A 4,630-nucleotide genomic window follows, 5' to 3' on the forward strand; every position below is an offset into this window, starting at 1 on the left:
CCGGCGAGCCGGCGGGTGCGGCGGGGGAGAACCCCGCGGGCGGCGTACCCGGGAAGCGGGGAAGGCGGCGGGCGGCGCCCGCGCCGGAGCCCGCGCCCGAGCTGGACGACGCCGAGCTGCGCGGCGCCCTGGAGGCGATCCTGCTGGTGGTGGACCAGCCGGTCAGCGAGCTGACCCTGGCTCAGGTCCTCGAGCAGGCCCCGGAGCGGATCGGCCCGATGCTCGACGAGATCGCCGCCGGGTACACCGCCGCCGGGCACGGCTTCGAGCTGCGCCGCGCCGCAGGTGGCTGGCGTCTCTACACCCGCCCGGAATACGCCACCTACGTCGAGCGGTTCATCCTGGACGGGCAGTCGGCACGACTGACCCAGGCCGCGCTGGAGACCCTCGCCGTGGTCGCGTACCGGCAGCCGGTGACCCGGTCGCGGATCTCCGCCATCCGGGGTGTCAACTGCGACGGGGTGATCCGTACCCTGGTGACCCGCGGCCTGGTCGAGGAGTGCGGCACCGAAGCGGACAGCGGGGCGTTCCTCTACCGGACCACCACGATGTTCCTGGAGAAGCTGGGACTGAACTCGGTGGACGACCTGCCGCCCCTGGCCCCCTTCCTCCCCGACGACGTAGAAGAGCTTGCCGATGCGACGCGATGACCGTGCCCCGAAGCCCGACGCCCCCGTGTACGAGGGTGCCGAGCGCCTGCAGAAGGTGCTCGCCGCCGCCGGGGTGGGGTCGCGGCGCGCCTGCGAGGACCTGATCTTCCGGCGCCGGGTCAGCGTCAACGGCCGGATCGCCCAGCTCGGCGACAAGGCCGACCCGACCCGGGACGTCATCCACGTCGACGGGGAGCGGCTTCAGGTCGACACCCGGCTGGTCTACCTGGCCATGAACAAGCCGCGCGGGGTGGTTTCCACCATGGCGGACGAAAAGGGACGCGCCGCGCTGTCGGACTTCCTCGGCAACCGGGTGGAGCAGCGGGTCTACCACGTCGGGCGGCTCGACGCGGACAGCGAGGGCCTGCTCCTGCTCACCAACGACGGCACCCTCGCCCACCGGCTCATGCACCCGTCGTACGGGGTGCAGAAGACCTACCTGTGCGAGGTGGCCGGGCCGATCCCGCGCAACCTCGGCAAGCGCCTGGCGGCCGGGGTGGAGCTGGAGGACGGGCCGGTGAAGGTCGACTCCTTCAAGGTGTTGGACACCCTGGGCCGGACCGCCCAGGTGGAGGTGACCCTGCACGAGGGGCGCAAGCACATCGTCCGGCGGCTGCTGGCCGAGGTCGGGCACCCGGTGTCCCGCCTGGCGCGTACCTCCATCGGTCCGATCCGGCTGGGTGACCTGCGCGCCGGGCGGACCCGGCGGCTGACCAACGCGGAGGTCGCCGCGCTGTTCAAGGCGGTGGGTGACTGACCCCGCCCCTCGGGGTACGGCTCCCGGTAGGCTTCGACGCGGCCCGCGGGCCGGCGGGTGGCGCGGGTCGCCCCCGGCGGCGTCGCGCGCGGCCGACCCGCGCGGTGCGGGCATGATTGAGGATGATGGACAACCGCTCAACGGCGCCGGACAACCGGCGACCTGCGAGGTACGGGCTGAGGAGGACAACGGTGGAGGAAAACGTACCGGCCGGGCGCTGCGTGGTCGCTGTGGACGGGCCGTCCGGTTCGGGTAAGTCCACCGTCTCGCGGCGGCTCGCCGTCAGCCTCGGCGCCCGCTACCTCGACACCGGCGCCATGTACCGGGCGCTCACCTGGGCGGTGCTGCGCTCGGGCGTCGACCTGACCGACGCCGAGTCGGTGGCCAAGGTCGCCGGCGAGGTCGACCTGCGCATCGGCACCGACCCCCAGGGGTACGCGGTGACCGCCGACGGTGCGCACGTGGAGAAGGAGATCCGGGGTCCCGAGGTGACCGGCGCGGTCTCCGCGGTGGCCGCCGTGCCGGCCGTGCGCGAGCTGCTCGTCGCCCGGCAGCGGCAGATGATCGCGAACGCCGGCCGGATCGTGGTCGAGGGCCGCGACATCGGTTCGGTGGTGGCCCCCGACGCCGACCTGAAGGTCTACCTGACCGCCTCCGAGGCGGCCCGGGCCCAGCGGCGCAGCGCCGAGGACGCCGCCGACGTGACCGCCACCGCCGCCGACCTGGCCCGCCGGGACAAGCTCGACTCCACCCGCAAGGTCAACCCGCTCCAGCAGGCCACGGACGCGGTGGTGCTGGACACCACCGAGCTCGGCATCGACGAGGTCGTCGCCCGGCTGCGCGAGCTGCTCACCGAGCGGGGCGTGGCGTGACGGACGACATCGGCTGGGTAGAGCTGAGCGAGCCGGAGTTCGACTCCGATGAGCAGGCCGGCCCGCAGCCCGTGGTGGCCGTGGTCGGCCGTCCCAACGTGGGCAAGTCGACCCTGGTCAACCGGATCATCGGCCGCCGCCAGGCGGTCGTCGAGGACATTCCCGGCGTGACCCGCGACCGGGTCCCGTACGACGCGCAGTGGAACGGCCGGGCGTTCACCGTCGTGGACACCGGCGGCTGGGAGCCGGACGCGAAGGACCGCGCCGCGGCGATCGCCGCGCAGGCCGAGGCGGCCGTAGTCACGGCCGACGTGGTGCTCTTCGTGGTCGACGCGATGGTCGGCTCGACCGATGTGGACGAGGCCGCGGTGAAGATGCTGCGGCGCAGCGCCAAGCCGGTCATCCTGGTGGCGAACAAGGCCGACAACACGTCCATCGAGATGGAGGCGACCTCGCTCTGGTCGCTCGGCCTCGGTGAGCCGTACCCGGTCTCCGCGCTGCACGGACGCGGCTCCGGCGACCTGCTCGACGCCATCATGGAGGCGCTGCCCGAGGCGCCCAAGGTCGCCGAGAACCGGCCCCGCGGCCCGCGCCGGGTGGCGCTGGTCGGCCGCCCGAACGTCGGCAAGTCCAGCCTGCTCAACCGCTTCTCCGGCGAGGAGCGGGCGGTGGTCGACTCGGTCGCCGGCACCACCGTCGACCCGGTCGACAGCCTGGTCGAGATCGGTGGCGAGACCTGGCAGCTGGTGGACACCGCCGGCCTGCGCAAGCGGGTCGGCAAGGCCAGCGGCACCGAGTACTACGCCAGCCTGCGGACCGCGTCGGCGATCGAGGCGGCCGAGGTGGCGGTGGTGCTGCTCGACGCCAGCGAGGTGATCAGCGAGCAGGACCAGCGGATCCTCACCATGGTGGTGGAGGCCGGCCGGGCCCTGGTCATCGCCTTCAACAAGTGGGACCTGGTCGACGGCGATCGCCGGTACTACCTGGACAAGGAGATCGACCGGGAGCTGCGCCGGATCCCGTGGGCGATCCGGCTCAACCTGTCGGCGAAGACCGGCCGGGCGGTCGACAAGCTCGCCCCGGCGCTGCGCAAGGCCCTGGCGAGCTGGGAGACCCGGATCCCGACCGCGCAGCTCAACCAGTGGCTCACCGCACTGGTCCAGGCCACCCCGCACCCGGTACGCGGCGGCCGCGCGCCGCGCATCCTCTTCGCCACCCAGGCCGGGGTGGCCCCGCCGCGCTTCGTGCTGTTCACCACCGGGCCGCTGGACGCCGGTTACCAGCGCTTCGTCGAGCGCAAGCTCCGCGAGGAGTTCGGCTTCGAGGGCACCCCGATCGACATCTCGGTACGCGCCCGCAAGAAGCTCGGCCCGGGCGGCCGCGGCAAGGCCCACGGCTGACCGTTCGCCGCTGAAGCCGCCGGGGATCCCTCCCCGGCGGCTTCTTTCCTAGGACGCTCTAGGGGGAGTGGCGTGGGGCACGTGCGGCACCGGAGGGGCCTGTGCGCACGGTGCGAAGATCCTGCGCTAAGCTGTACCGGCTGCTGCGGGGTACACGCGCGGGGGCATCGGGACGTGGCGCAGTTTGGTAGCGCACTTGACTGGGGGTCAAGGGGTCGTCGGTTCAAATCCGGCCGTCCCGACAAGGTGAAATAGCAGGTCATCCCTGAAGGAGTGGTGCCGGGTCAAGGCCCGAGGCCGGGGTGGTTGTGACCGGTTTTTGCTGGTTTCCGGTTCGGTGCAGGCGAACGCCATTGAGGGGTCGGGGTCAAGGCTCGACCGGAGGTCGACCCGAAGGGTTTGGCCTTGACGCCGGCTCCGGGTGGCGCATGATCGTGGCACCGGGAACGGGGTTTGTGTTGTGTGGTGGCCGTGTTCTCCAACGTCGTCCGGTGTGGACGAAGGCGTAGCCGGGGGTCCGGTTGCCGGTCATCCCTTCGCCGCCGGCGTGGGGCGGCATGGAGTGTTACGGCCGCAGCCAGGCGGGGTCAATCAGAGACGTCGACCGCGCCACCGGCCGGTGGGGGTCAGACCTGCGTCGGCCTCGCGTCCTGGCTGCGTCCAGACTGTGCTCACGCCGCTCTGGCCAGGCAACAGATGTGCCCGTCGCGTAGCCCGTAGTAGACCAGCGTGAGGAGTTTGCGGGCGGCAGCGACCTTGCCGATGTTCGCCCCGCGATGTTCGCCGATACGGGCCCGGGTGGCGGCGATCGGGCCGCGGCGTACCCGCTGCACCGCCTCCACGGCGGCCCACCGCACGAGGGTGGAGCCCTGTTTGGTGATCCGCCCGCGCCGGATCTTGGTGTCGGACTCGCGGTGGCGTGGGGTCAGCCCGGCCCAGGAGCACAACTGT

Annotated in this window: 5 protein-coding genes and 1 tRNA gene; 5 read left to right on the forward strand and 1 reads right to left on the reverse strand. The window is 72.4% G+C overall.

All coding sequences use genetic code 11. From position 1 onward, the window contains the following. The 5 genes from scpB to ACL02O_RS33600 all read left to right on the forward strand — a co-directional run. A partial coding sequence (scpB, locus tag ACL02O_RS33580) for an SMC-Scp complex subunit ScpB (RefSeq protein ID WP_412822209.1) occupies positions 1 to 650 on the forward strand: 650 nt, incomplete at its 5' end. Beyond that, positions 637 to 1,407 (forward strand): pseudouridine synthase, encoded by a 771-nt coding sequence (locus ACL02O_RS33585; protein ID WP_412822210.1) that lies wholly within the window; start codon positions 637 to 639, stop codon positions 1,405 to 1,407. The genes scpB and ACL02O_RS33585, both read left to right, overlap by 14 nt. A 191-nt stretch (positions 1,408 to 1,598) precedes the next feature. Beyond that, positions 1,599 to 2,279 carry a (d)CMP kinase gene (gene cmk, locus ACL02O_RS33590; RefSeq protein WP_412822211.1) on the forward strand — a complete coding sequence of 227 codons (681 nt, stop codon included), beginning with the start codon at positions 1,599 to 1,601 and terminating at the stop codon, positions 2,277 to 2,279. Further along, positions 2,276 to 3,679, forward strand: a complete 1,404-nt coding sequence (gene der, locus ACL02O_RS33595) for a ribosome biogenesis GTPase Der (RefSeq protein ID WP_412822212.1) — start codon at positions 2,276 to 2,278, stop codon at positions 3,677 to 3,679. The genes cmk and der overlap by 4 nt, the downstream gene beginning before the upstream one ends. A gap of 168 nt (positions 3,680 to 3,847) precedes the next feature. Continuing rightward, positions 3,848 to 3,921, forward strand: a tRNA-Pro gene (locus ACL02O_RS33600). Between the two features lie 429 nt (positions 3,922 to 4,350). Here ACL02O_RS33600 and ACL02O_RS33605 read toward each other — a convergent pair. Beyond that, on the reverse strand, positions 4,351 to 4,630 hold a 280-nt coding region (locus tag ACL02O_RS33605), incomplete at its 5' end, for a transposase (protein WP_412822213.1).

Origin of the sequence: Micromonospora mangrovicola (genome assembly GCF_047200535.1) — a bacterium.
Lineage (GTDB): Bacteria > Actinomycetota > Actinomycetes > Mycobacteriales > Micromonosporaceae > Micromonospora.

What these genes read in the sequence shown, in the direction of transcription:
- ACL02O_RS33585 (WP_412822210.1), top strand. Translation starts at nt 637, where the DNA reads ATGCGACGCGATGACCGTGCCCCGAAGCCCGACGCCCCCGTGTACGAG.